General features: G+C 70.9%; 29 protein-coding genes. 7 read left to right on the top strand and 22 right to left on the bottom strand.

Annotation, left to right across the window (positions count from 1 at the left end; all coding sequences use genetic code 11):
* Positions 1–26: 26 nt before the first annotated feature.
* The gene (locus FG385_RS02480; RefSeq protein WP_235022340.1) at positions 27–374 is read right to left on the bottom strand and encodes a winged helix-turn-helix transcriptional regulator; all 348 of its coding nucleotides are present in this window, start codon (positions 372–374) and stop codon (positions 27–29) included.
* Between the two features lie 70 nt (positions 375–444).
* Between FG385_RS02480 and FG385_RS02475 the strand changes: the two genes are divergently transcribed.
* A complete protein-coding gene (locus tag FG385_RS02475; protein WP_139094942.1) occupies positions 445–924 on the top strand; it encodes a group II truncated hemoglobin in 480 nt (159 codons plus the stop codon).
* Here the strand turns inward: FG385_RS02475 and FG385_RS02470 are convergent.
* The gene (locus tag FG385_RS02470; RefSeq protein WP_139094941.1) at positions 894–1,919 is read right to left on the bottom strand and encodes a 6-phosphofructokinase; all 1,026 of its coding nucleotides are present in this window, start codon (positions 1,917–1,919) and stop codon (positions 894–896) included. The genes FG385_RS02475 and FG385_RS02470 overlap by 31 nt on opposite strands.
* Before the next feature lie 247 nt (positions 1,920–2,166).
* Here FG385_RS02470 and FG385_RS02465 point away from each other — a divergent pair, with 247 nt between their 5' ends.
* Positions 2,167–3,249 carry a 3-deoxy-7-phosphoheptulonate synthase gene (locus FG385_RS02465; protein WP_139094940.1) on the top strand — a complete coding sequence of 361 codons (1,083 nt, stop codon included), beginning with the start codon at positions 2,167–2,169 and terminating at the stop codon, positions 3,247–3,249.
* Positions 3,250–3,315: 66 nt separating this feature from the next.
* Here the strand turns inward: FG385_RS02465 and FG385_RS02460 are convergent, their stop codons facing one another.
* Together FG385_RS02460 and FG385_RS02455 are read right to left on the bottom strand one after the other, a co-directional pair.
* Positions 3,316–3,798, bottom strand: coding sequence for a polyadenylate-specific 3'-exoribonuclease AS (locus FG385_RS02460; RefSeq protein ID WP_139094939.1), 483 nt, complete (start codon positions 3,796–3,798; stop codon positions 3,316–3,318).
* A gap of 14 nt (positions 3,799–3,812) precedes the next feature.
* Positions 3,813–4,568: a lysophospholipid acyltransferase family protein gene (locus FG385_RS02455; RefSeq protein WP_139094938.1), complete on the bottom strand. Its 756-nt coding sequence runs from the start codon at positions 4,566–4,568 to the stop codon at positions 3,813–3,815.
* A 181-nt stretch (positions 4,569–4,749) separates the two neighbouring features.
* On the opposite strand from FG385_RS02455, the gene FG385_RS02450 reads away from it, so the two are divergent.
* The 3 genes from FG385_RS02450 to FG385_RS02440 are packed head-to-tail and all read left to right on the top strand — an operon-like array spanning position 4,750 to position 7,081.
* Positions 4,750–5,505 carry an alpha/beta hydrolase gene (locus FG385_RS02450; protein ID WP_139095188.1) on the top strand — a complete coding sequence of 252 codons (756 nt, stop codon included), beginning with the start codon at positions 4,750–4,752 and terminating at the stop codon, positions 5,503–5,505.
* The gene (locus FG385_RS02445; RefSeq protein ID WP_139094937.1) at positions 5,502–5,978 is read left to right on the top strand and encodes a hypothetical protein; all 477 of its coding nucleotides are present in this window, start codon (positions 5,502–5,504) and stop codon (positions 5,976–5,978) included. The genes FG385_RS02450 and FG385_RS02445 overlap by 4 nt, the downstream gene beginning before the upstream one ends.
* 20 nt (positions 5,979–5,998) lie before the next feature.
* Positions 5,999–7,081, top strand: coding sequence for a glycerate kinase (locus tag FG385_RS02440; RefSeq protein WP_139094936.1), 1,083 nt, complete (start codon positions 5,999–6,001; stop codon positions 7,079–7,081).
* A gap of 80 nt (positions 7,082–7,161) precedes the next feature.
* On the opposite strand, the gene FG385_RS02435 is transcribed toward FG385_RS02440, so the two are convergent.
* A complete protein-coding gene (locus tag FG385_RS02435; protein ID WP_139094935.1) occupies positions 7,162–7,869 on the bottom strand; it encodes an MBL fold metallo-hydrolase in 708 nt (235 codons plus the stop codon).
* An 88-nt stretch (positions 7,870–7,957) separates the two neighbouring features.
* Entirely contained in the window at positions 7,958–8,131 is a 174-nt protein-coding gene (locus FG385_RS02430; RefSeq protein WP_139094934.1) for a hypothetical protein, read from the bottom strand.
* Positions 8,132–8,255: 124 nt separating this feature from the next.
* On the opposite strand from FG385_RS02430, the gene FG385_RS02425 reads away from it, so the two are divergent.
* Positions 8,256–9,413 carry a carotenoid oxygenase family protein gene (locus FG385_RS02425; protein ID WP_407645449.1) on the top strand — a complete coding sequence of 386 codons (1,158 nt, stop codon included), beginning with the start codon at positions 8,256–8,258 and terminating at the stop codon, positions 9,411–9,413.
* A 47-nt stretch (positions 9,414–9,460) separates the two neighbouring features.
* Here FG385_RS02425 and FG385_RS02420 read toward each other — a convergent pair whose 3' ends face one another.
* From FG385_RS02420 to mftA, 15 genes are all read right to left on the bottom strand, one after another.
* Positions 9,461–10,528 (bottom strand): DNA polymerase ligase N-terminal domain-containing protein, encoded by a 1,068-nt coding sequence (locus FG385_RS02420; RefSeq protein ID WP_139094933.1) that lies wholly within the window; start codon positions 10,526–10,528, stop codon positions 9,461–9,463.
* Between the two features lie 138 nt (positions 10,529–10,666).
* Entirely contained in the window at positions 10,667–11,038 is a 372-nt protein-coding gene (locus FG385_RS02415) for a cold-shock protein (protein WP_139094932.1), read from the bottom strand.
* A gap of 103 nt (positions 11,039–11,141) precedes the next feature.
* Positions 11,142–12,257 (bottom strand): NDMA-dependent alcohol dehydrogenase, encoded by a 1,116-nt coding sequence (locus tag FG385_RS02410; protein ID WP_139094931.1) that lies wholly within the window; start codon positions 12,255–12,257, stop codon positions 11,142–11,144.
* A 38-nt stretch (positions 12,258–12,295) separates the two neighbouring features.
* The gene (gene mftE / locus FG385_RS02405) at positions 12,296–12,964 is read right to left on the bottom strand and encodes a mycofactocin biosynthesis peptidyl-dipeptidase MftE (protein ID WP_235022338.1); all 669 of its coding nucleotides are present in this window, start codon (positions 12,962–12,964) and stop codon (positions 12,296–12,298) included.
* Positions 12,964–14,235, bottom strand: a complete 1,272-nt coding sequence (mftF, locus tag FG385_RS02400; RefSeq protein WP_235022337.1) for a mycofactocin biosynthesis glycosyltransferase MftF — start codon at positions 14,233–14,235, stop codon at positions 12,964–12,966. Before mftF ends, mftE begins: the two co-directional genes overlap by 1 nt.
* A complete protein-coding gene (locus FG385_RS02395) occupies positions 14,232–15,014 on the bottom strand; it encodes a mycofactocin-coupled SDR family oxidoreductase (RefSeq protein ID WP_139094929.1) in 783 nt (260 codons plus the stop codon). Before FG385_RS02395 ends, mftF begins: the two co-directional genes overlap by 4 nt.
* A complete protein-coding gene (locus tag FG385_RS02390) occupies positions 15,011–15,838 on the bottom strand; it encodes a mycofactocin-associated electron transfer flavoprotein beta subunit (protein ID WP_139094928.1) in 828 nt (275 codons plus the stop codon). The genes FG385_RS02395 and FG385_RS02390 overlap by 4 nt, the downstream gene beginning before the upstream one ends.
* A 2-nt stretch (positions 15,839–15,840) precedes the next feature.
* Entirely contained in the window at positions 15,841–16,140 is a 300-nt protein-coding gene (locus FG385_RS02385; protein ID WP_139094927.1) for a ferredoxin family protein, read from the bottom strand.
* Positions 16,137–17,489, bottom strand: coding sequence for an FAD-dependent oxidoreductase (locus FG385_RS02380; RefSeq protein ID WP_139094926.1), 1,353 nt, complete (start codon positions 17,487–17,489; stop codon positions 16,137–16,139). The genes FG385_RS02385 and FG385_RS02380 overlap by 4 nt, the downstream gene beginning before the upstream one ends.
* Positions 17,486–18,373 (bottom strand): mycofactocin-associated electron transfer flavoprotein alpha subunit, encoded by an 888-nt coding sequence (locus tag FG385_RS02375; protein WP_139094925.1) that lies wholly within the window; start codon positions 18,371–18,373, stop codon positions 17,486–17,488. The genes FG385_RS02380 and FG385_RS02375 overlap by 4 nt, the downstream gene beginning before the upstream one ends.
* Complete coding sequence (locus tag FG385_RS02370; RefSeq protein ID WP_139094924.1) at positions 18,373–20,331, bottom strand: mycofactocin system FadH/OYE family oxidoreductase 2; 1,959 nt, start codon at positions 20,329–20,331, stop codon at positions 18,373–18,375. The genes FG385_RS02375 and FG385_RS02370 overlap by 1 nt, the downstream gene beginning before the upstream one ends.
* Positions 20,328–22,205, bottom strand: a complete 1,878-nt coding sequence (locus FG385_RS02365) for a mycofactocin system FadH/OYE family oxidoreductase 1 (protein ID WP_139094923.1) — start codon at positions 22,203–22,205, stop codon at positions 20,328–20,330. The genes FG385_RS02370 and FG385_RS02365 overlap by 4 nt, the downstream gene beginning before the upstream one ends.
* A complete protein-coding gene (mftC, locus tag FG385_RS02360) occupies positions 22,202–23,374 on the bottom strand; it encodes a mycofactocin radical SAM maturase (RefSeq protein ID WP_139094922.1) in 1,173 nt (390 codons plus the stop codon). The genes FG385_RS02365 and mftC overlap by 4 nt, the downstream gene beginning before the upstream one ends.
* A gap of 10 nt (positions 23,375–23,384) precedes the next feature.
* A complete protein-coding gene (mftB, locus tag FG385_RS02355; protein ID WP_139094921.1) occupies positions 23,385–23,651 on the bottom strand; it encodes a mycofactocin biosynthesis chaperone MftB in 267 nt (88 codons plus the stop codon).
* Between the two features lie 4 nt (positions 23,652–23,655).
* A complete protein-coding gene (mftA, locus tag FG385_RS02350; RefSeq protein WP_139094920.1) occupies positions 23,656–23,754 on the bottom strand; it encodes a mycofactocin precursor MftA in 99 nt (32 codons plus the stop codon).
* Between the two features lie 82 nt (positions 23,755–23,836).
* Between mftA and mftR the strand changes: the two genes are divergently transcribed.
* A complete protein-coding gene (gene mftR, locus FG385_RS02345) occupies positions 23,837–24,427 on the top strand; it encodes a mycofactocin system transcriptional regulator (protein WP_139094919.1) in 591 nt (196 codons plus the stop codon).
* Between the two features lies 1 nt (position 24,428).
* Here mftR and FG385_RS02340 read toward each other — a convergent pair whose 3' ends face one another.
* Positions 24,429–25,259, bottom strand: a complete 831-nt coding sequence (locus tag FG385_RS02340) for a DMT family transporter (protein ID WP_235022336.1) — start codon at positions 25,257–25,259, stop codon at positions 24,429–24,431.
* Positions 25,260–25,262 lie beyond the last annotated feature (3 nt).

Genomic DNA, 25,262 nt, shown 5'->3' with positions numbered 1-25,262 from the left:
ACGCCGTCGGCACTGGTGCAACGCGCTCACGGTGCGTCAGGCAGCGGCGCGAACGCGATCCCCTCCGCGGCCGCCCGGCGTTCACCCCACTCGTACAGGGCCTGCAGCGCCGGGCCGAGCGCGCCGCCGTCCAGGGTGAGGCGGTACTCCACGCGCGGCGGCCGCTCGTCGAAGGCCTCGCGCTCCACCAGGCCGTCCGACTCCAGCTCGCGCAGTTGCTGGGTCAGCATCTTCTCGCTGATGCCCGGCATCCGGCGGCGCAGCTCGCCGTAGCGGTGCACGCCTTCCTTCAGATGCGCCAGGATCACCGCTTTCCACCGGCCGCCCACGACGTCCAGCGTCAGCTCGACCGGGCAGTAGTAGCGCCGCGCCACCGGTCCTCCTTCACCACGCACCGGAAGGTGCGTACTTGCCCACCGCCTGCAGCCGGTGTTGCCTTGGCTCATGACACCCAGCCTGTACGAGTGGGCCGGTGGCCGGCCGGCGCTCGTCAAGCTCTTCGAAGTGTTCTACGGCAAGGTGCTCGCCGACGACCTGCTCGAACCGGTGTTCCGCGGCATGGACCCCGGGCACCCGCGGCATGTCGCGGACTGGCTCGGGGAGGTGTTCGGCGGACCCGCTCACTACAGCACCGAACGCGGCGGGCACGCGCACATGATCTCCCGGCACCTCGGCCGCGGTATCACCGAAGAGCAGCGCCGCCGGTGGGTTTCGCTGCTGATGGACGCCGCCGACGAGGTCGGCCTTCCGGCCGACCCGGAGTTCCGCGCGGCCTTCGCCGGGTACGTGGAATGGGGCAGCCGGCTCGCCGTGCTGTTCTCGCGTCCTGGCGCGGAACCGAGCACGGACGAGCCGATGCCGAAATGGGACTGGCCGATGCCCCCGTGGGAACCTCAGCCGAAGAAGACCTCGGCCTCTTCGTAGCGCTCCGGGGGCACGGTCTTCAGTTCGGCCGTCGCCTCGGCGAGCTTGACGCGCACGATGTCCGTGCCGCGCAGGGCGACCATCGTGCCGAAGTCGCCGTCCTTGACCGCGTCGACGGCGTGCAGGCCGAACCGGGTCGCGAGCACGCGGTCGTACGCCGTCGGCGTGCCACCGCGCTGGACGTGCCCGAGCACCACCGCGCGCGACTCCTTGCCGGTACGCGCGGCGATCTCGTCGGCCAGCCAGGTGCCGACGCCGCCGAGCCGGACGTGCCCGAACGCGTCCTTCTCGCCGCTGGTCAGCATCTCTGCGCCGCCCTCGGGCAGCGCACCCTCCGCGACCACGATGATCGGCGCGTACATGCGCTCGAAGCGCCGCTCGACCCACTCGACGACCTGGTCGATGGAGAACGGGTTCTCCGGCACCAGGATCACGTTCGCCCCGCCGGCCAGACCCGAGTGCAGCGCTATCCAGCCCGCGTGCCGGCCCATCACCTCGACGACGATCGCGCGGTAGTGCGATTCGGCCGTCGTGCGCAGGCGGTCGATGGCCTCGGTCGCGATGTGCACGGCCGTGTCGAAACCGAACGTGTAGTCGGTCGCCGCGAGGTCGTTGTCGATCGTCTTCGGCACGCCGACGACACCGATGCCCTCATCGGTCAGCTTCTTCGCCACGCCGAGCGTGTCCTCGCCGCCGATCGCGATCAGCGCGTCGATCCGCTGGTCGGCCAGCGTCGCCTTGATCTTGTCGACGCCGCCGTCCTCCTTGTACGGGTTGGTGCGCGAAGAGCCGAGGATCGTGCCGCCCCTGGTCAGGATCTCCTCGACGTCGCTGAGGCCGAGAGGCCGGCTCTCGCCGGTCATCGGGCCGCGCCAGCCGTTGCGGAAGCCGACGACCTCCCAGCCCATGATCTCGATCCCCTTGCGGACCACGGCCCGGATCACCGCGTTCAGCCCGGGGCAGTCGCCGCCACCGGTCAGCACCCCCACTCGCATGGGAACCAGCCCTTTCGAAAAGTCGGTCTCGTCACAGTTCTCGACCGCCAGCGTAGCGGCGCCGGGCCTTGATCGGTTAAGCGCCCGTCGCCTTTGATAGGGTCACGCCCGTGCAGCGGTATTTCTGGTTTAGCGGGCCGGCCCTGGGTGGGCCAGCCGGCGAGATCGCCGCGCGCTGAACCTTCCACCCGAGCCGGATGAAAGACCGGCTCGGCGGGTACGGCGGGCCGGTCACGAAAGGACCGCCATGCAGATCCCCGCAGGCCCCGCGGAACCCCTGGAGTCGCTGGACAACCAGCGCACCGTGGGCATCAGCCCGCTGATCTCCCCCGCCCTGCTGCGGCAGGAACACCCGATGGACACGGCCGTGGCGAAGACCGTCGCGGCCGGGCGCGCCGCGACCGCCGACATCCTGAACGGCACCGGCGAACGGCTGCTCGTCGTCGTCGGCCCGTGCTCGGTGCACGATCCGGAGGCCGCCGTCGACTACGCGATCCGGCTGGCCGAGAAGGCCGAAACGCTGCGCGACCGGCTGCACGTGATCATGCGGGTGTACTTCGAAAAGCCGCGCACGACCCTGGGCTGGAAAGGGCTGATCAACGACCCGGCGCTGGACGGCAGTTACGCGGTGAACCAGGGCCTGCGGATGGCGCGCAAGCTGCTGCTCGACATCTCCCGGCTCGGGCTGCCGGTCGGGTGCGAGTTCCTCGACCCGATCACCCCGCAGTTCATCGCCGACACCGTGAGCTGGGGCTCGATCGGTGCGCGGACCGCGGCGAGCCAGGTGCACCGGCAGCTGTGCAGCGCGCTGTCGATGCCGGTCGGGATCAAGAACTCGACCGAGGGCGACGTGCAGGTCGCGGTCGACGCGGCGCGTGCCGCGGCGGCGAGCCACGTGTTCCCCGGGATCAACACCGACGGGCTGGCCGCGCTGATCACCACGTCGGGCAACCCCGACTGCCACGTCATCCTGCGCGGTCACACCGGTGGGCCGAACTACGACGCGGAGACCGTACGCGACACGCTCGCACGGCTGGCCAAGAGCGGCCTGCCGGAACGCGTGATCATCGACGCGTCGCACGGCAACAGCGGCAAGGACCACGTGCGGCAGGCCGAGGTGGTACGGGAGGTGGCCGGGCGCATCGGCGACGGTGAACGCGGCATCGTCGGCGTGATGCTCGAAAGCTTCCTCGAGGCCGGGCGGCAGGACCTCGTGCTGGGCAAGGCTTCGGAGCTGACCTACGGGCAGTCCATCACCGACGCCTGCCTGGACTGGGCGTCCACGGCGGACCTGCTCGACGAGCTGGCCGCGGCGGTCGCGAACCGCTGAATGCCGTGAGGGGGTCCCTCATGCCCTTATGTGCCATGAGGGACCCCCTCACGGCACCACGGATGCTCAGCGGCGGACGCGCTCGATCACGCGCCAGCGCTCCAGGTTGTGGCGCGCGTCGGCGAGGGCGTCGTGGGCGTCGGTGGGAGGGGCGGGCAGCTTCGGTTTGCCCGCGTCCTCCCAGCGTTGCCGCAGGTCGCGGGTGAACCGGGGCAGCTGCCGGGGCAGGGCGGGCATCGGGCCCCACAGCTGGGCGAGCGCGACGTGGTCGTAGGCCGCGTACCAGGCCCACAGCTCGATGCCGCCCGGCGGCTTGCCGAAGAACTCCAGCAGGTCGGCCCGGATCTTCTCGCGGCTGCGCCAGGCCTGATCGGCGGGTGCGGGCAGCTTCGGCAGCACGTTCTCGCGCACCCACGGGCCGGCCTTACCCGGATCGAAATCAGTCGAAACGGCGTAGAACTCCCGGCCCCGCTCGTCCACGACACCGATCGACACCAGGTCGATCGTCACGCCGTCCTCGATGAACTCGGTGTCGTAGAAGAATCGCACCGCAGAACCCTAGGCTAACCGGCCTTGGTCTCCGGTATCCGGTCGACCGCGCCGGCCTGTACGGGAACCGCGGCGCGCACGCCGGCGGCCTCGGCCGCGAGCAGCTCCTTCGCCCGTGCCGCGTAGATGTCGACGTACTCCTGGCCCGACAGCTCCATCAGGGCATACATGATCTCGTCGGTGATCGAGCGCTCCACGAACCGGTCGCCCTGCAGGCCCTGGTACCGGGAGAAGTCCAGCGGCTCGCCGAAGCGGATCTCCAGCCGGCGCGGGCGCCACATCTTCGAGCCGATCGGGTTGACCTTCTCGGTGCCGATCATCGCGACCGGGATCACCGGCACCCTGGCCTCCAGCGCGATCCGCGCGACCCCGGTCTTGCCCTTGTGCAGCCTGCCGTCGGGCGATCGGGTGCCTTCGGGGTAGATGCCCAGCAGGTTGCCTTCGCGCAGCAGCCGGATCGCGGTGTCCAGCGCCGCCTGCGCCGCGCTCCCGCCGGAGCGGTCGATGGGGATCTGGCCGACCCCGGTGAAGAACCACTTCTTCAGCCGGCCCTTGAAACCCTTTTCGGTGAAGTACTCGGACTTGGCGGGGAACGTGACCCGCCGGCGCACGCGCAGCGGCATGAAGAACGAGTCGGCGACCGCGAGGTGGTTGCTGGCGAGGATGGCACCGCCGGTGGCCGGGATGTGCTCGGTGCCGGAGACCTTGGTCGGCCACAGCGTCCGCAGCAACGGGCCGAGCAGCACCCATTTGAGCAACCGGTACAGCACGAAGACCTGCCCCTCAACACCTGCCCGACCAGCCTGCCCCTGCAGGGTACGAACCGTGACCGGCCGAGCACAATGCGGGCCCCGCCTTTGGGCGCGATCTCACAGGTGCGCCGGGCATGTCCTCAGCCCGGTCAGCGTGCGACGATGGGGTGGGTCGGATCACGGAGAAGGGCGGATGGACATGCCCGTGCTCGCCGGTGCGGAACCGTTCTCGCACACCGGATCGGTCGAGGCCGGGGTGCTGCTCTGCCACGGCTTCACCAGCACGCCGCAGAGCATGCGGCCGTGGGCCGAGTACCTGGCCGAGCGCGAGTACACCGTCCGCTGCCCGCTCCTGCCCGGCCACGGCACGTCCTGGCCCGAGCTCAACCGTACGAGCTGGCCGGACTGGTACGGCTGCGTGCGCGGGGAGCTGCTCGCGCTCCGTGAGCACTGTGAATCGGTGTTCGTGTTCGGGCTGTCCATGGGCGGCACGCTCGCGCTGCGGCTGGCGCAGGACTTCGGCGAGCAGGTCGCGGGTCTCGTGCTGGTCAATCCCTCGGTGACCACGCTGCGGTGGGACGCGAAGCTCCTGCCCGTGCTGTCGCGGGTGCTGCCGTCGGTCGCCGGGATCGCGAGCGACATCGCCAAGCCCGGCGTGACGGAGCTGGCGTACCCGCGCACCCCGGTCCGCGCGGCGGCGAGCCTCGCGCAGTTGTGGCGGCTCGTGCGCGCCGACCTGCCGAAGGTGACGCAACCGCTGTTGCTGTTCCACTCGCGGGTGGATCATGTGGTGGAACCGGTCAACGCGCGGATCGTGCTCGAAGGCGTGCGGAGCGAGAACGTCGCAGAGGTGGTGCTCGAGAACAGCTTCCACGTGGCTACGCTCGACCGTGACGCTCCGCTGATCTTCGAGCGCAGCGTGGAGTTCGCACAGGAGCAGGTGGGATCCCGATGAGCTCGCACGGCACCGACCCCGAGGACGTGGACGCGACCTTCGCGGCGATCGTCGCCGACCTGCGTGCGGAGGGCGTCGGGGAGTTCGTGGACGAACCGGCCGAGCCCAGGGCCGACAGGATCCCGCCCGAGCCCGCGCCTCCCCCCGAGCCCGAACCGGCCGACCCGTCGTGGCGTGGCGGGGGCACGACCTGGGAGGACACCGTCTTCGGCGAAGATCCGGCGGAGGACGAGCACTACGTCCCGCCGGAGCCGCCCCCGCTACCCCGGCCCGGTAAAGGCGCGTTCATCGTACTGCTGTTCTTCCTGGTGGGCTTGTTCCTGCTGATCGCGCCCGGCCTGATCGGGATCACCCAGTCGCTGGGCACGCCCCTGGGCATCCTGTCGCTGGCCACCGCGCTCGCGCTGCTGCTGCTCCGGGTCAAGCAGGGCCCGCCCGACGGCGCCGACCCGAGCAACGGAGCGCAGGTCTAGCGGCGGCTAGTCTTCCCGGCATGCCCAGAGTCGTGATCGCCCCGGACAAGTTCAAGGGAAGCCTGCCCGCCACCGAGGTCGCGGATGCGATCGCGGCGGGCCTGCGGCGGGTACGTCCCGAGGTCCAGACGCTGGAGTGCCCCATCGCGGACGGCGGGGACGGGACGGTCGCGGCAGCGGTCGCGGCGGGGTTCGAGTACGTGCTGGCCGAGGCGACCGGGCCCACCGGCGAACGGGTGCGGACGGGGTACGCACGCAAGGACGGCACGGCGATCGTCGAACTGGCGGCCGTGTCCGGGCTGAGCATGATGGCGGAGCTCGCGCCGTTGACGGCGAACACGCTCGGTGTCGGCGAGCTCGTCACGCGGGCGCTCGACGACGGGTGCACCAAGATCGTGCTGGGGCTCGGCGGCAGCGCCAGCACGGACGGCGGGGCCGGGCTCCTGCGCGGGCTCGGCGCCCGGTTGCTGGACGCGAACGGCGCTGAGATTCCCTTGGGCGGCAAGGCTTTGCTCGATCTGGCGAGTATCGATCTCAGCGCGCTGCGGAAGGCGGAGATCGTGGTCGCGAGCGACGTGGACAATCCACTGCTGGGCGAGCACGGTGCGGCGGCGGTGTACGGACCGCAGAAGGGCGCCACACCGGAGGACGTCGTGCTGCTGGACCGGGCGCTCGCGCATTTCGCGGAGATAGCCGGGACCGGGATGGCGGACGCGCCGGGTGCGGGTGCCGCGGGCGGCACCGGGTTCGCGGCGCTGTCGATCCTGGGCGCAACGTTCCGGCCCGGGATCGACGTCGTGCTCGAGATGACGGGATTCGCGCGGATGCTGCCCGGCGCGGATCTGGTGATCACCGGCGAGGGGTCGTTCGACGAGCAGACCTTGCACGGCAAGGGGCCGGCCGGGATCGCCGCGCGGGTGGCGGGAATCCCGGTGATCGCGGTGGCCGGGCGGATCGCGCTGACGCAGGAAACCCTGAAGCGGCACGGGTTCGCCGCGGGGTACGGGCTGACCGAGATCGAGTCCGATGTGGACCGGTGCATGACCGAGACGGCCCCCCTCCTGGAGCGGCTGGCCGCGAAGGTCGCGGAGGACTGGCTGTAGCCGGGCGGACGGGCTGAAAGCCGAACTCGCGCGCGGCGAATTCCGACTCGCGGGCGGTGAGAGCCGGACTCGCGGGCGGGTTAGGCGAAGAGGGTCTTCCATTCGTCGAGGGATTTCGGGCGGTAGACGAAGTTCGTGCGGCGTACGGTCGACAGCGCCGCCGAGGGGGCGGGCGAGTACTGGTGCCCCGGGTAGACCACCGGGTCGCCGGGGAGTTCGGCGAGCGCGCGCAGGCTGTGGTACATCGCTTCCGCGTCCCCGCCGGGGAAGTCGGTGCGGCCGCACCCTTCCAGGAACAGCGTGTCCCCCGCGACGAGCCGGTCGTCGAGCAGGAAGCACTGGCTGCCCGGGGTGTGCCCGGGGGTGTGCAGCAGCCGGATCGGGATCTCGCCGACACGCACGACGTCGTCGTGGTCGTGCGCGGTCAGGTCGGTGGCGGACAGGCCGGTCACGCGCCGCACCCATTCGGCCTCGTCCCGGTTGACGTGCACCGGCACCGGCTCGCGCGCGAGCAGTTCCGCGAGCCCGGCCAGGGTGAAGCCCATCATGCTGCCGCCGACGTGATCGGGGTGGTGGTGCGTCGCGAGCACCCCGGCGAGGCGCATGTCGTCGGCCGCGAGCACGTCCAGCAGGTCACCGACGGCGTACGCCGGGTCGACGACCACCGCCTCCCGCGTCTCGCGATCACCGATCAGATAAGCGAAATTGAGCATCTGCGTGGCGACCGGATCGCCGGCCGCGAAGTCACGGCCGGACAGCAGCTGGCGGAAGTAGAGGCGGTCCTGCATGCCCCGACCCTACTGCGTCGTTCGTGACCAATCCGGCGGCAGCCACGGCGGAAACGGGCTTCTGCGAGCGAACACGAGCGTGGCGGGGCTATTTCTCAGGCAACTGGGTCAGTGCCCATTCGGCCCACGCACGGTGCATCTCGGTGAACCGGAGCCCCCATTCGAGGGCGAGTCCGCCGTACACCGACAGCGCGTCGTCGCCCCAGTCGATCTGCTCTTCTAGTCTGCGCAACTCGTCACGCCGCTCGGTCACGCGTGCCACGCTGCGGTCGAGAAAGCCACGGGGCTGAAGGGCCTGTCATGACCACCACTTCGTTCCACCTGACGGGAAACTACGCACCCGTCCACGATGAGCTGACCGCGTTCGACCTGCCCGTCACCGGGCGATCCCGCCCGAACTGACCGGCTGGTACCTGCGCAACGGCCCGAATCCGCGGGATGAATCGCAGCACTGGTTCACCGGCGACGGCATGATCCACGGGGTCCGGCTGGAGCACGGGCGCGCCGCCTGGTACCGCAACCGCTGGGTGCGCACGCGCAGTTTCGAGGACCCGTCGGTGCGGGTGCGCAACGAGGACGGGACGCGGGACCTCACCGCGTCTCTCGCCAACACGCATGTGGTCAACCACGCGGGCAGGACCCTGGCGCTCGTCGAGTCCTCGCTGCCGTACGAGGTGACGCACGAACTGGAAACCGTTGGGCCGTATGACTTCGACGGCAAGCTGCGGACGTCGATGACGGCGCATCCCAAGATCTGCCCGGAAACCGGCGAGCTGCACTTCTTCGGCTACGACGTGAGAGAGCCGTACGTGACCTACCACCGGGCGAGCGCGGCGGGCGACCTCGAAGTCTCCCGGCCGGTCACCGTGCCGGGGCCGACGATGGTGCACGACTTCACGCTCACCCGCCGGCACGTGGTGTTCCTCGACCTTCCGGTCGTGTTCGCCCCCGGCCCCGGCATGCCGTTCCACTGGGACGCGAGCAACGGGGCGCGGATCGGGGTGCTGTCGCGGGAAGACCCGTTCGGTGACGTGCGGTGGTTGTCGATCGACCCGTGCTACGTCTTCCACACGCTCAACGGGCACGAGGCCGGGGACGCGATCGTGCTGCACGTCGTGCGGTACGAGCACCTGTGGTGGGACGGCCACGAGGACTCGCCCTCGACGCTGTGGCGGTGGACCATCGACCTGCGCACCGGGACGGTCCGCGAGGAGCAGCTCGACGACCGGGGGTGCGAGTTCCCGCGCATCGACGACCGGCTGGCGGGGCTCGACGCCCGCTACGGCCAGGTGACCACCCACGACGCGCTCATCCGGTACGACCTGCATGCCGGCGGCTCGCGGGCGCATGAGTTCGGCCCGGGCCGAACGCCGGGCGAAGCCGTGTTCGCCCCACCGAACTGGCTGATCACCTACGCGTACGACCGCTCGCGTGACGGCAGCGACCTCGTCGTCCTCGACGCCACGGACATGCGCGAGGTCGCCTCGGTCAAGCTGCCCGCCCGGGTGCCGGAAGGCTTCCACGGCAGCTGGATCGCGGACTGAGGTTCGGCACAGGTCGCCGCCGGCGGCGGTGACCTGTGCCGGCGAACCTAGCGCGTGATGACGCGCCAGGCGTCGCTGCGGCGGCCCGGTTCGTACACCGAGTCGAGCCGTTTCGCGATGATCCCGGTCAGCCCGTTCTCGAGCGCGGCAGCCAGGACGTCGGCACCGCCTCCGGTGTAGTGCTGCGGCACTCGCCAGCTGTCGCCCTCGAGGCCGAGCCTGCGCAGCCGTTGCCGCCGCCGCTGATAGGGCTGATCGAGCTGGGCGCGGCCGTCCAGATGCAGGACGTCGAACGGCAGGTAGAGCACGGGAGTCCGGTCCATGAGGCGCTTGGCCTGCCGGTGATCCGCGCCCGCCCGGCGCCGCAACGCCGCCGCGCTGGGCTTCGCGCCTTCCAGGGCGATCAGCTCCCCGTCCAGCAGGACCTCGGTGGCGCCCAGTTGCTCCCCGAGGCCTTTCAGCTCCGGGTACCGGCCGGTGATCTCGTCGCCTTCGGCGTCCCGGACCTCGGCCCGGCCGCCCTCCACGCGCACCTGCGCGCGGAGCCCGTCCCAGGTGAACTCGTAACCCCAGGCGCCGTCGTCTTCGGGGAGGTTTCCCTTGCGGGGCACCATCGGCTGGACGAATCTGGGCAGTTCGGCGAACCCGCGCCGCTGCGGCGGATCCACCCGGCGCACGATCCAGTCCCGGTCGTCCTTGCGCCGGTTCACGAAGAGGTACTTGCCGCGCACCCGCGAGCCGTGCAGGACGACCTCGACCTTGTGGTCGTTCCAGTGCAGCGTCTCGTACCGGCCGCGGTCCCAGATCTTCATGAGCCCGCCGCCGTACTCGCCCGCCGGGATCTCGCCCTCGAACGTCGCGTACTCCAGCGGATGGTCCTCGGTGTGCACGGCGAGCCGCGTCGTGTCCGGCAGCGGTGGCAGCCCCTTCGGCACGGCCCACGACACGAGCACCCCACCGCGCTCGAACCGCACGTCCCAGTGCAGCTGCCGGGCGTGATGTTCCTGGATGACGAACGTGTCGTCGTTGCCGCGCGGCACCGGGTCGCCGGCAGGCACGGGCTCGGGGGTCCGCTTCGGATCCCGCTTCCGCCGGTACTCACCGAGATCGGGCACAGACACAGGGTACTGGCGGCCGGAGGTGCTCGACGACCTGACCTCCGGCCGGCGGCTCGGTGCGGGCAGCCGCCTTCCGTCCACTTTGGGCGGAGAGCCTCGCCGAGCATTCCGACAGTGGTCCAGACCAGTGGCAGCCTACTCGTCGAGCCAGCCGTGCTGGCGGACCAGGTCGAAGACGGTTTTTCGCACGCGCAGCACCTGTTCGGCGGTGAGCGTCGGCGCTCCGGTCAGCAACGCCTCGGTGAGTTCCTCGCGGAAGTCCAGGCCCACCGGCACGAACTCCTCCTCGACCGCGGCTCTGGCGTTGCGCACGACCCGCACATTCGACGCCTTCGGCCCGCGTTCGCCATCCTCCATAGTGAACTCGACGATCGCGCCGGGCGCGATCAGCCGCTTGTCCACGTCGAGATCGTTGACGTGCACGAACACGTCCTCGCCCCCGTTTTCCGGCGCTACGAAACCGTAACCGCGGATTTCGTCGAACCGGACGACCTTACCCGTGACCACCAGTGAACCCCGCATTGCATCGAGGGCCGAGAACCGCCCCACGCGATATCGCGACAAGGTACCGCGTGGGACGGTGCAGGCACAAACGGCGGTGCGGGGGCGGTCACTCGCCGCCGTGCATCAGGACGCCGCGGATGTTCTTGCCGTCGCGGAGGTCCTGGTAGCCCTCGTTGACCTGCTCGAGGGTGTAACGGCGGGTGACCAGTTCGTCGAGCTTGATCGCGCCCGCCTGGTACAGCCGCAGCAGCCGCACGATGTCGTACTGCGGGTTGGCCGAGCCGAACAGCGTGCCCTTGATCGTCTTCTCGAACAGGGTGAGCACCCCGCCCGAGACGTGCACGGTGAGCTTCTCGGGGTTCGCCAGGCCGGTGATGACGACCGTGCCGCCCTTGCCGACCGTGTTGAACGCCGCGGTCACCACGTCCTCGTCGACCGTGCCGACCGTGATCAGCGCCTGGCCGGCCATCTGGCCCCAGGTCAGCTCGCTGACCGTGGCGAGCGCCTCGTCGGCGGTGGCGAACGCGTGCGTGGCGCCGAGCTTCAGCGCCGTCGCGCGTTTGAGCTCCACCGGGTCGACCACGACGACGTTCAGCGCGCCGGCGTGCGCGGCGCCCTGCACCGCGTTGATCCCGATCCCGCCGACGCCGTAGACGACGACGGTGTCCCCAGCGCGGACGCCGCCGGCGTAGTTGGCGGTGCCCCAGCCGGTGGGCACGCCGCAGCCGACGAGGACCGCCGTCTCCAGCGGCAGCCCGTCGTCCACCTTGACCACCGAGTGCTGGGAGATGGTGGCCCGCTCGGAGAACGTGCCGAGCATGCACATGGCGCCGTAGTCGGTCCCGCCGCGGTGGAACCGGAAAGTCCCGTCGGGCATGTAGCCGTCGAGGATGGTGGCACCCATGTCGCACAGGTTGGACCGGCCGGTGGCACAGTAGCGGCAGGTCCCGCAGTTGGGGATGAAGCTGCAGACCACGTGGTCACCGGGCTTGACCTTGGTGACCCCGGGGCCGACGTCCTCGATGATCCCGGCGCCCTCGTGCCCGCCGACGATCGGGAACCTGGGCACGAGGTCGTTGTCGATCAGGTGCAGATCCGAATGGCACAGCCCGGCGGCCGTGTACTTGATCAGGACTTCGCCCGCGCGCGGCCCGTCGAGCTCCAGTTCCTCGATCTCGAACGGCTTGTGTGCGTCGTGCAGAACAGCGGCTTTCGTCTTCACTACGCTCCACCTCTTTGTGACGTCGCAGTATGGGACCGCTACATCATGACATCCGCCGCAAGCGCCGCGACAGAGTTAAGTAGACTCTTCCCCCAGCCGTGCAAGATTTCCCGCCCTTCCTTCGCGTTCGCGCCGAACGGGTCACCGAGCACCCCATTGGGACTCACCGCACGCACCCCGCCGGCCCGCAACGGATCGATCAAGTCCGGCAGCGGCGTGGTGTTGCCGGTTTCGAGCTTGTCGAGCCGCACGGCTTCCGGGCGCAGCGCGAGCATCACCGAGGTCTCGGTCCGGCCGGCGTGGCTGTCCTCGCTCGGTCCCCTCGGGCTCCAGGCGCGCACACTCCTTCCCTCGTAACGGAGTTTCGCGACAGCCCGCCCGAGTGGTCCGGCGTTTCCGCCGTGCGCGCAGACGAGCAGCACCCCGGCGAACGCGCCGGCCGAACGCCCCAGTTCCACGAGGACCGTCTCGGTCGCTTCCTGCCCGATCGACAGCGTGCCGGGAAAACCGGCGTGTTCGCCGCTGGATCCGTACGGCAGCGCGGGCGCGACCACGACATCGTTTCGTTGCCGCGCAAGGCTTTCACACAGTGCGACGGCGATCTCCGTGTCCACCGTGAACGGCAGGTGCGGACCGTGCTGCTCGGTCGCGCCCAGCGGCACCACGAGCAGGCGCGGGGTGAGTTCGGTCCAGGTGTGGTCTTTCATCATCTTTTCCCAGGCCAGTTGGAAAAGTCCGGGACCAGCGGCGTGATCGTCCGTTCCTGCCAGCAGCCGTACCAGACTCCCGCGCCGTAACTGAGGTCGTCGGCGATCCGGCGCGGTTCACGGAGGTGCCGCGCAAGCGCGAGCGCGAGGATGATCCGGCCGCTCGCCGTGGTGGCCAGCAGCGGCAGCGCGACCGGCCCCCACGTCCGGGTGAGCGCGTCCGCGAAGTACCGGCCGGCACCGAGGTGCCCGCGCAGCGCGATGGTCAGGGCTTCGCGCGCCGGCACGCCGAGCGGTTCGAGCTTGCGGGGCAGCAGCGCGGCCGTGCCGAGCGCGACGGCGGCACCGAGGCCAGGCTTCCGAAGGGCCACGAGTCCCCAGGCCAGTGCCGTCCACCCGGACACCCGCAGCGGCGCCATGGCCTTGTGACCATGTCTTTTCGCCAGTGGTGCGGCCGAAGTCCCGTAGTCGAACCGCTGTTTCACCCAGGCACGCCAGGTTTTCCGGGGCGCGTGCAGCACCTCCGACCGTGGTTCGTAGCGCACGCGGCCCCGCAGCCGCCACACGAAGTCCACGTCCTCGCCGAAGCGCAGCCGCTCGTCGAAGCCCCCGGCCTCGCGCGCCGCGGCGGTGCGCACGACGAGCGCGGCGGTCGGCACGTAGGTCACGCGACGGCCGGGCCCCACCTGCGCCGGGGCGTCGCCGAGATCCAGGGCGGAGCACTCGCGTTCGTACCGCTCGAGTGCCGAACTTCCCGGCGCACTGCGGATTCGCGGGGCGACAGCGACCACCGACGGATCCTCGAAATGCGGCAGGAGCGCGTCAAGCCAGCCGGGCTGGGGTTCGGTGTCCGCGTCGAGGAAAGCCGTCAACTCCGACGTGACGTGTGCGAGACCGGTGTTGCGGGCGGCGGCGGGCCCGCGAGAGACCGGATGCCGCTCGGTGGCACCGGGAATCGGGGTGCGCGAGCCGTCGTCGATCACCACGTCCGCGGCGGGCAATGCCACCGGGTCACGCGCCGGCACGACGACCGTCACGTCCGCGGGCGTCAGGTGGGCCTCGCCGTACTCGGGATGCGCGATACCCGCCTCGATCAGCCGGTCCGCGAGCTTGCGCTGCTGCGGCGTGTCCCCGACCTCGGCCCCGTCACGCCACTGGAGGACCAGCCGGGCACCGGCCTTCGAAAGCCGCAGGACCCGCAGCGGGGCGCCGCCGATCAGCACCTGACCGAGGACGCGCGTCCCCGGATCGAGGCGAACCCACAGCTTCACGCCGTGAACCCCCCGTCGGCGTGCACGACCGTTCCGGTGATCGCGGACGACTGCTCACCGCACAGCCAGCACACGGCGGCGGCGACCTCCTCGGGCTCCAGCAATCGCTCGGCAAGCTGGTGCCGCGAGAACTCCTCGACGTCGGCCAGGTCGTACAACGTGGCAGTGGCGTCGAGCATCGCGGTCCGCGTCGAACCCGGTGAGACGGCCGTCGCGGTCACGCCGGTCCCGCGCAGATCGGTGGCGAGCCCCTTGATCAGCCCGACGACCGCATGTTTCGCCGCGTTGTACCCCGCGAGATGCCACAACCCCTTGTGCGCGGCCGCGGACGCGAGCGCGACGAACCGGCCCGAGCGCGGTTCCGGCCGCCGTAGCAGCGCGGGCACGGCGGCGCGGGCGAGGTTGAAGACCCCGCGCACCCCGGTGTCGAACAGCGCGTCCCATTCGGCGTCCGTGGTCTCCCACAACGGTTCGCCGCCCGCCATGATCGCGGCCGCGGCGACCGCCGCGTCGAGCCCGCCGAACTCCCGTTCCGCAAGCGCCACGGCCTCGGCCAGCGACTCCTGGTCTCGTACGTCGGCGGCGACGTCGAGCACCTGACCCGGCCACCGCTTCACCAGCGCGCCCAGTTCTTCCTTACGCCCCAGCGAATACGGCACGCCCGGCAGATCGGCGCACAGATCAAGAGCGAGGACTCGCCACCCCTCGGCGGCCAGCCCGTGCACCACCGCCGCGCCGATTCCCCGGGCGGCCCCGGTCACCAGCGCGACGCGGCTCATGGCGCGTACCCATGCCGCCGCAGGTAGTCGAGCAGTTCGCGCGCGGCCTCTTCGGCCGTCTCCGGCCGCACCACCTTCGGCGGCGTTCGCTCGACGAGCGCACCCGTGAGCGCGAGCACCCGTTGATGCGGTTCGGCGCCCACCGGCGCGGGTAAGGCACGTGGCCGGGGCCGGTACGCCTTCACCGCACCCGCGCTCAGCGACTCGAGCACACCCGCTCGCACGACCGGGATCTCGGCCGTCCGGGCGGCGATCGTCGCGGGCAGCGGCGCACGGCGCAGCACGACGCCGGCCGGCTCGACCGAGCACACCGCGGGCAGGCCGAACCTGAGCCGTTCCCGCCGCCCGCCGTCGAGCCGCCGCACGGCGTGCAGTGCACCGTCGGCGGCCGACAGTTCGATCAGGCCGAGCGCCTGGCAGGCACCGAGCCGCTGGGCCAGGAAGGCCGGGGTGCTGCCGGTCCCGCGATCCGCCGAATGATCCCCGCATACGACGACGTCCGGGCGTTCGGGGAGCCCGGCCAGCAACAGGCGTGCGGTCGCGCTGCCGTCCTCGGCGACCGTCGCCGGGGGGCCATCGACCCGGACCACCTCGTGCGCGCCGGACGAAAGCGCATCCCGGAGCATGTCGTCCGCCTCGGCCGGGCCCACGGTCACGGCGAGGCAGCGCGCGCCGAACGCTTCGGCGATGCGCAGCGCGTGTTCGAGCGCGGCCCTGTCGGCGGCGCTCGCGCCGCTCGTGTGCACGTCGGTGCGCACCTCACCGGTGAGCGGATCCACGGCGGCGCGCTGATCGCTCCAGCGCAGGGCGGCGACGACCAGCATGGCTATCCCCTCTTGAACACGACGCCGTAGCCCCCGTCGGGGTAGCTCCAGCTGATCGCGCCCTCACCGTTGCAGACCTGGTAGCAGGTCCCGCATTCGAAGCACTGCTCGTAGTTGAACAGGATGCCGCCCTCGCTCGTCGGCACGAACAGGTCCGCCGGGCACGCGTACACGCAGGCCCGGGTCGTGCACGAGCGGCACACCTCGGTGTCCACGGTAATGTGCGGGCGCTCGGAGACCCGGAACTCCACCGTGGACATCACGTCCTCGAAGGCCCGTTCCTGGTATCGCTGATCGGTCATTTCAACCCCCGCAGTCCGGTCCAGCCGTCGCGCAGCAGATCACGCCAGCGCACCCCGTTGTCCTTCGCGCTGCGCATGGCGAGCTTGCGGAGTCCCGGTTTCGGCAGCGGATTATCCACTTGGAACAGTCCTTGCACGAGATCGCAGACGAGCCCCGGGTAGTTGCGCTGCACCCGGTCCGAGAGCACCAGGTCCGGGAAGTCGCGCAGTTTCCGGTGGTCGGTGAGCACGAACGACTCCTCGAGCATCGTGCGGTACCCGGCGAGCCCGCGCTTCGACACGTCGCCGGACTCCAGTGCCTTCACCGCCGAACGCCCCGCGTACATCCCGGCGCCGAGCGCGAAGTTCACGCCCTCCAGCCAGATCCCGGCCGCGAGGCACATCGCGGCCGCGTCGCCCGCGACCAGCATCCCGTCACCGACCAGTTCGGGCATCGCGTGGTAACCGCCCTCGGGGATCAGGTGCGCGGAGTATTCGATCTGCTCCCCGCCCTTGATCAGCGGCGCGATCGCGGGATGCCGTTTCAGCTCGGCGATCAGCTCCTCGGGCCGCGTCTTCGCCTTGCTCACCGCGGAAAGTCCCAGCACCACGCCGATGCTGATCGAATCCAGGTTGGTGTAGAGGAAACCGCCGCCGGGGATGCCCCGGGTGCAGCCGAGCATCTCTATGTCCACGCCGTCGCGCCCGGTGACGGCGAACCGGTCCTCGATCACCTGCCGTGGCAGCGCGAGGGTCTGCTTGACCCCCAGCGTCAGGTGCTCGGCCTCGTGACCGGTCGGGTACATCCCGGCTTCCTTGGCCAGGAACGAGTTCACCCCGTCACACGCGATCACCACCCCCGCGGTGAGGTCGCCGTCGGGCCGGTCGGTGCGCACCCCGGCCACCGCGCCCGCGTGATCGCGCAGCAGCCCGGTGGCCACAGTGGACGGTACGAGCACGGCACCGGCTTCGACGGCCTGCTCGGCCAGCCACGAGTCCAGGTCGGCACGGTGCGCGGTGGCCCCGTTGTACGGCGGGCTCCCCCAGTCCTGCGTGCGGAAGTCGATGGTGAGCGCCTGCGCCGGGGTCATCACCATGGTCTGGCGGCGGGTCACCCAGCGCTGCACCGGGATGTGCTCCCACCAGTTCGGCACCAGCTCGTCGAGGATGCGCCCGTAGACCACCCCGCCGAACACGTTCTTCGCCCCGGGGAACGGCCCGCGTTCGACGAGCGCGACCGAATGCCCTGCCCGCGCGACTTCGAGAGCGGCGGCCGAGCCGGCGGGACCCGCACCGACCACGACGACGTCGAAGGTCCTTGTCGATTCATCCACCACAGTGGACTGTGAGCCGGGTCCGGTGTGGGTCATCGCACCTCCAGCGTCCGGGCCAGCTCGGCGAGCACCGCCTGCGCGTCGGCGACGATGCCCAGATCGGCCATCGCGGTCATGGGACAGGACGGATCGGTGTTCACGCTGACGACGTGCGCCGGGTCACCGAGCCCGCCGAGATGCTGCGCGGCACCGGAAACCCCGAACGCGACGTACAGTTCGGGACGCACCACGACGCCGGTCGTGCCGATCTGGCGCTGGTAGCCGGTCCAGCCCGCGTCGGTCACCACGCGGGTCGCGCCGAGGGACGCACCCATCGCGTTCGCAACCTTTCCCAGCAGGTCCACGGCTTCCGCGCGGCCGAGCCCGGCACCGGCGCCGAAGATCCTCGGCGCTTCGGCGAGGTCGACCGTGCCTGGTTCCGGGTCGAGCACCTCGATCACGGTCACGTCCGGCGCCTCGGCGTCGGGCAGTTCGATCTCGGTCAGCATCGCTTGGTGAACGGGCGCGCTGCCCCGCACGCCGGGTTGCAGGGTCGCGACGAACGGTCCTCCGGCGATGAGATCGACGCAGACCCGGCCGCCCCAGCGCGCGACCTCGGCGCCCTGCTCGGTCATTCGGATCGCGCCCGCGAGCAGCGGGCGGCCGAGTTCGGCGGCCAGGCGTGGCGCGAGATCACGTCCATCGGGCGACGACGGGAGCAGGATCTGTTCCTCGTCGAGAACCGCCGCCAGCTGCCGCGCCCACCGGCCGGGCGCGAACGTCCCGTTCTCGGCCAGGCGCCCGGTGCTCAGCGAGGGCAGCTCGCCGGCCGCCTCCTTCACCCCGGTGCCGACCAGCACAGCCGCGCCACCGGCCTCGGCGACGGTCTCGTCCGCGCCGAGCGGCAGCATCCCGTCCCGGACCACGATCACCGCGATCATCACAACGCCACCCCGATCCGGTGGCCCTCGATGACGGCGGCGTGCGCCCGGCGTGGCGTCACGCAGTCACCCGCGCGGTACACCTCGAACGGTGCGCCCTTCAGCTCCTGCCACAGCTCGTCCTCGGGCTCCTGATGAGTCGCGCACACCACCCAGTCACAGCGGACCTCGCGCATCGCACCGGTCGTGTGGGTCAGCACCTGCAGGGTGATCCGGCCGTCCACTTCGGACGCACCGAGGATCACCTCGTCGGTGTGCTGCCGGATGCCCTTCGCGTGCGCCCGCACGTTGAACGTCTCCATGTCGAGCGTCACCCCGAGATCCTGCCCGACGACCATGCCCGACGTGGTGATCCGCACCGAGCAGCCGCGGTCGGCGAGCAGTTCGGCGACCGAGGTCGCCTGGTGGAACCCGAGATCGTCGAGGAGGACGACCTCGCCTTCGGGCGACACCCGGCCGTCCAGCACGTCGCGCACGTCCACGACGCGATCCAGATCGCCCGCCCAGTACGGCGACTGCGGCTTGGCCCCGGTCGCCAGCACGACCGCGTCGGGCGACTCGGCCAGCAGCAGCTCGGCTGAGGCTTCGGCGCCGGTCTTGACATCGACCCCGTACCGCTGGCATTCGGCGAGCAGATTGCGTACCACGTCAAGGAATTCCGCGCGGCCGGGCACGCTCGCGGCGAGCGCGACCTGTCCGCCGGTGGCGTCGTTCCGCTCGAACAACGTGACGTGGTGCCCGCGCTGCGCGGCGGTGGACGCGGCCTGCAGGCCCGCCGGTCCGCCGCCGACGACGAGCACCCGTTTCGGCTGCGGGCCGGGCATCGGTAACGGCACTGCCTCCTTGCCCGTGCGCGGGTTTTCGATGCAGCCGAGCCAGCGGTTCAGGCCCATCCGGCCGACGCACTCCTGGTTGCAGGACAGGCAGGTTCGGATCTCCGTGGCATGCCCGGCGCGGGCCTTCGCGACGAAATCGGCGTCCGCGATCTGGCCGCGCACCACCCCGACGAGATCGCAGTGCCCTTCCGCCAGCGCGCGTTCGGCCTGGACCGGGTCCTTGATCCGGCCGACGCCGATCACCGGCAGGCGCACCGCGTCGCGGATCGCGTTCGCGATGAACAGCGCGTAGCCCGGCGGGATGGCCATCGACGCCTCGATCATGAACAGCGTCGAGGTGGCCACCCCGATCGAGGTGTTGATGTAGTCGACCTTCCCGGTCGCCTCCACCAGCTTCGCGACCTCGACGGCCTCGTCGATCGTGGTGCCGCCCTCGATCAGCTCGTCGCCGCAGATCCGCACGCCGAGCGCGCGCTGCGGCCCGATCGCCTCGCGGACGGCATCGATGATCTCCAGCAGGATCCGAGCCCGGTTCTCCAGCGCACCGCCGTAGGCGTCGGTGCGCTTGTTCGTGGCGGGCGAAAGGAAACCGCGCACGATCGACGAATGCGAGCATTGCAGCTCGACGCCGTCGAACCCGCCCTCGGCGCAGTGACCCGCGACGGTGCCGTAGCCCGCGACCACTTCTGCGATCTCACGAGTGTCGATCGCCTTGGGCACCTCGCGGAACATCGGATCGGGCACCGGCGACGGCGCCCATACCGGCAGCCGCGAGTACATCGAGGACGCCTGGCCACCGTTGTGGTTGAGCTGGGCGAGGATCGGCGTGCCGTGCGCGTGCACCGCTTCGGTGATGCGCCGGTAGCCGGGGATGACCTCGCGGTGGAAACCGTGGATGAGCTTCTCGTACGGCCAGTCCGTGCGGTGGGTCGAGTGCTCCTCGGTGATGATCAGGCCCGCGCCTCCGGCCGCCCTCGCCGCGTAGTACTCGGCGTGCTGCTCGCTCGGCAGCCCGTCCCGCGCGTAGTTCGTCAGGTGCGCGGAGAACACGATCCGGTTGCGCACCACCAGCGGCCCGACCCGCAGGGGCGAGAACAGGTACCGGTACCGTCCGCCGCTCATGCCAGTACTCTTTCCCGTGCCATCGCCGCGCGACGCCCTTCGAGAATCGCTTCGTGCACCGTCCGCGGGGCGACACAGTCACCCGCGCGGCGCTCACCGGGCAGCGGGTTCGGCAACCGATGTCCACAGTGGACCACGGCGGCACCCTCCAGCTCGCGGCGCTCGGCGGTGAACACGTCCTCGACCACCACGTGCCCCGCGTGCACCTCCCGCAGCACCGACCGTTTGGCGAGGGTGACCCCGGCCTGCTGCAACCGCGTGTTCGCGTCGGCGAGGTCGCCGGTCAGCGCCAGCTGCGTGCCGATCACCTGGTCCTGGCTCACGATCGTGACCGCTTTCCCCTGTGCGGCCAGCAGTTCCGCCACGCCCACACCGACGAAGTCCCCGACTGGGTCGGCCACCACGACCGGGCCGTCCGGCAGCGACGCCCCCGCCAGCAGATCGACGACATCGATCACCGTCCCACCGTGCACGGAGTAGTTGCGAGGCCCCGCAACGGATCCCGTCGCGACGATCGCCCCGCCGGGCACCGCGGTCACCTCGGCCCCGGTCACCACCCGGACGCCGAGCCGGAGAACTTCGCTCTCCAGCCAGTCGGCGAGGCGCCCGAGCCGCGCCCGGCCGCCGACGTTCGCCGCGAGCCGCAGCATGCCGCCGAGGCGATCGGCGCGCTCCCGCAACTCGACCCGGTGCCCGCGCATCGCGAGCACGCGCGCGGCCTCCAGCCCGGCCGGGCCGCCACCGATCACCAGGACGTCGCGCGGCGTGTCACGGCCTTCGAGCGCCGGGTCCTCGGTCTCGTGCCCGCTGCGGGGCTCGCCGACGCAGCTCACGATCGGGTTGCGGTTGTCCCGTACGCGGCATTTCTGGTTGGACAGCACGCACGGGCGCGGCTTCTCGTCCGCGCGCACCTTCGCGACCAGCCCGGGTTCGGCGATCTGCGCGCGGGTCATCTCGACCAGGTTCGCGACACCGTCGTCGAGCGCCCGCTGCGCCTGCGCGTGATCGACCACACTGCCCTGCAGCACCGTCAGCGTCCGCCCAGCCACGGCTTCGGTGATGCGGCGGCACAGGTCGAGGTTGAACCCCGGTTCGGTGTGCAGGTCCGGCCGGGTGGCCGACGCGCTCATCGCGGAGCCCCGGACCGGCACGAGGTAATCGACGCCCGGCGCGAGCCCCGCGGCGAGTTCGGCGGCCTGTTCCGGCGTGATCCCCGCCCACGGCGCCAGCTCGTCGCACGACAGGCGCAGCCCGATGATGCGGTCACCGACCGCCTCCCGCACGGCGGCCAGGACTTCCTTCAGCAGCAAGGTCTTGTCGGCGTAGTCGTCGGCGCGCTGGTTCGTCAGAGCCGAGGAGAACTGCCGCAGCAGCGAGTACTGCCCGGCGTCCAGCTCGACACCGTCCATTCCGGACTCCGTCGCGAGTGCGGCGGCCTCCCGGAAGCCATCGACGAGCGCCCGGATCTCGCCGCCCTCCATTTCCATCGGCAGCTCGCGGCTCGCCACGTCCGGCACCCGCGAAGGCGCCCAGAGGGCGGACTGCCCGAACGCCGAGGACCCCTGCGAACCGGCATGCCCGAGACCGGCGAGCACCAGCGCGCCATGCGGGCGGCACGCCTCGACCGTTGCCGACCAACCGGGCCCGCACAGCGCGGCCAGCGGCGCGCGCTCGTAGGGCCAGTCGGAGTCGTGCACGCTCGCCGTTTCGGTGACGATGGCGCCCGCCCCGCCCGCGGCTCGTGCCGCGTAGTAGGCGACGTGCCGGTCGGACAGTACGCGCCCGCGCGCGAGGTTCGTCTCGTGCGGTCCGAACAGGACGCGGCTCGGTGCGGTCCGTCCCGCGATCTCGACCGGGCCGGTGATGTCGCTCATCGCAGATCAGCGAGGGGACTCGTGTCGCAGGCACGATCCGGCCGCGAAGGCGGGCCGAAGCCGATGCTCACAGGAACCTTGCGGCTCTTCCGGTGTGAATGGTCCACATCGGACCGAGGCGCCGCGCCGGCGCCCTGTAACGCCAGCTCGCCGTGGCCCTTGATGCATTCCGGATCCGGCCCGTCGAGCGGCAGGCCGGTGAAGAACTTGGCGGCCATGCACCCGCCCTGGCACGCGTCATACGCCGAGCACGACGTGCAGGCGCCGCCGGTCTGCGGCCCGCGCAGCTCGGTGAACAGCTCCGAATCCGTCCACACGCGAGCGAACCCGCCCTCGTCGCGGACGTTTCCGGCCAGGAACTCCTGGTGGATCGCGAACGGGCAGGCGTAGACGTCGCCCACCGGGTCGATGAGGCACACCACGCGGCCGGCGCCGCAGAGGTTCAGGCCGGGCAACGGATCCGAGCCGAGCGCGTTGAGGTGGAAGAACGAGTCGCCGGTGAGCACCTTCTCGCCACGGGCGACCAGCCAGTCGTACAGGCGCAGCTGCTGCTCGGCGGTGGGATGCAGCTCGTCCCAGACGTCGGCGCCGCGACCCGAGGGCCGCAGCCGGGTGATCCGCAGCTGCGCGCCGTAGGTGTCCGCGATGTCGGCGAACTGGTCCAGCTGGCCCACATTCTGCCTGGTCATCACGACGCTGAGCTTGAAGCCGCGGAACCCGGCCTCGCGCAGGTTGGTCATCGCGCGAATCGCCGTGTCGTACGAACCCGGCCCGCGAACCGCGTCGTTGACCTCCGGGGTCGCCCCGTCGAGCGAAATCTGCACGTCCACGTAGTCGGTCGAGGCGAGCCAGCGGGCCCGCTCCGGGGTCAGCTTCACGCCGTTCGTGGAGAACTTGACCCCCACCTGGTGCGCGACCGCGTACTCGACCAGTTCCCAGAAGTCGGGCCGCACGGTGGGCTCTCCGCCGCCGATGTTCACGTAGAAGACCTGCATCCGCTGCAGCTCGTCGATGACCGCCTTGCACTCCCCGGTGCTCAGCTCGCGCGGGTCGCGTCGCCCGGACGACGAGAGGCAGTGCACGCACGAGAGATTGCAGGCGTAGGTCAGTTCCCAGGTCAGGCAGATGGGCGAGGTGAGCCCTTCCTTGAAATGCTCGACGAGCTTCATCGCACGCCCTTCAGTTCCGTCGCTCGATGGTTCCGTTCTCGGCCAGGCCTTCGAGGGCCTTCAGGTACGACGACCGCTGCTCGTCCGGCACGCCCGCGGCGGCGAGGGTGGTGTGCACGTTGGGCTGGGCCTCGAGCGTGCGTACCACCTCGACCAGCAGCTTCGTCTTGAGGAAGGAGAGCCTGCGGGTGCCGAAGTCGTAGGCCAGCGCGCCGAAGGGTTCCGGCCGGAGCGCGACCCGCGGCGAGCACCGGTAGGGCTTCTCGGGTGCGAACACGAGCTCAGTACACGCCGCACATACCGTCGATGGAGACCTCTTCGACGAGCAGCTCGTCTTCCACCACAGCCTCGTCCTGCGAAACCTGCTGCGCCTCGGACATGGGATGCTCCCTTCGTGACGGCCGCCACGGCGCGGCCCGCGCCACAGACAATAATGGCACCGAGTGCCGAATGGAAGAGGCAATGACCGATCAGGGCACCCCGCGTGCCGGGCGCAGGCCGATCACGTCGCGCTCCGAAGTGGAGCACGCCGCGTTCGAACTGTTCGCACGCCAGGGTTTCGAGCGCACCACGGTCGACGACATCGCGCAGGCCGCCGGGATCGGGCGCCGCACGTTCTTCCGGTACTTCCCGTCGAAGAACGACGTCGCCTGGGGCGATTTCGACCGCGAGCTGCGCCGGATGCGCCGGCAACTCGCCGAGTACCCACCGGACGTGCCGCTGGTCGACGCGATCCGGGGCGCGCTGGTGGACTTCAACCGGGTCGACCCGGCGGAGGCGCCGTGGCACCGCCGCCGGATGGAGCTGATCCTCACCACGCCCGCGCTGCAGGCGCATTCGACGCTGCGCTACGCGGACTGGCGCCAGGTGCTCGCCGAGTTCGTCGCGAAGCGGCTCGGGACACCGCCGGATTCCCTTGCGCCGCAAGCGATCGCGTACGCCACGCTCGGGGTTGCCCTGGCGGCGTACGAGCAGTGGCTGCGCAACCCCGGCAGCGACCTGCGGGAGCTGCTCGACGCCGGCGTGCTCGAGCTGAGCGCCGCCGTCGCGTGACTCATTCGGCATCGTCCAGGAGGTGGGAACCGGCGAGCTGCAGCGTGCAGGCGGCGATGAGCGCCGCCGCGATCAGCGAACCGGCCAGCCACGGGCCGCCGCGCACCTGCTCGCCGAACACCGCGACGCCCCAGCCGAGCGCGACGAGCGGGTTGGCGAGCGTCAGCCCCGGTTGCGACGCGACGAGCGGCCCGGCCCGCAAGGCGTTCTGCAGCAGGAAGAATCCCGCCGGTCCGGCCACCACCATCGCGTAGGTCTGCCAGGCCGAGAACAGCCCGTCCGCGGTGATCCCGTCGATGAGCACGGCGGTGAACCCGAACCACATTCCCGCCGCGATGCCGAGGTACGCCGCCCGCCGCACATGCCGATACCGGACGCCGATCGCGACGAGCACCGCGACGGTCGCGACCGTCACCCCGCTGGCGAGCAGCCACGTCGGCACGGGCACGTGCGGCCGCCCGCCGCCCGGCGAGAGCGAAACCAGCAGGAGCGCGACCCCGGCGCCCAGCCCGGCGAGCGCGGCCCACTCCCGCGCCGGCAGGCGGGTGCGGAACACGACGCTGGAGAGCACCAGGACGAACCCGAGCTCGCTGACCAGCAACGACTGGACCACCACGATCGGCGCGTTGGCCAGTGCGAGTGCCTGCAGGCCCAGGCCCGCGAGCGTGGTCAGCACCCCGGCGATCCACACCCGCTGGGTCACCAGATGCAGGAGCATGTCCCGGGAGAGACGGCTGCCCTCGGGCTGCTTGCGGGCCCCCGTGCGCTGCATGACCGACCCGGCCGCGTTCGTGGCCGCGGCGAGTACCGCGAACACCACACCGAGCAGCATCCT

Source organism: Amycolatopsis alkalitolerans (assembly GCF_006152065.1).
Lineage (GTDB): Bacteria > Actinomycetota > Actinomycetes > Mycobacteriales > Pseudonocardiaceae > Amycolatopsis_E > Amycolatopsis_E alkalitolerans.
Note: the sequence above shows the minus strand (reverse complement) of the source record. Positions and strands in the feature narration are given on the sequence as shown.